Here is a 228-nt window from a genome sequence, read left to right on the forward strand (position 1 = left end):
CGTTCATTTTTCGCCAAAATCTGACCAAGTTCATTTTGGACTTCTGCAATATTGACCTCCGAGGCATTGCCCATCAAGCCATCAAACAATCCCATATTTCTCTCCCCCGATCTGTTTTCTCATTTCACATGCTCTATTTTTATATGTATACGACAGAGTGTGCACCTTTTTGTTCCCAGACTTGAAAAAAGCTGACTCCCACATATAGGTGTCAGCTTGAATCGATTG

At 41.2% G+C, this 228-nt stretch carries 1 pseudogene; it reads right to left on the bottom strand.

Going from position 1 to position 228, the window contains the following annotated elements:
• Nucleotides 1–95, bottom strand: a pseudogene (locus SB773_RS35235) (PH domain-containing protein); the annotation flags it as partial.
• Nucleotides 96–228: the final 133 nt, after the last annotated feature.

The sequence above is a fragment of the Bacillus sp. SIMBA_074 genome, from assembly GCF_046534555.1.
In the GTDB taxonomy this organism is placed as follows: domain Bacteria; phylum Bacillota; class Bacilli; order Bacillales; family Bacillaceae_G; genus Bacillus_A; species Bacillus_A mycoides.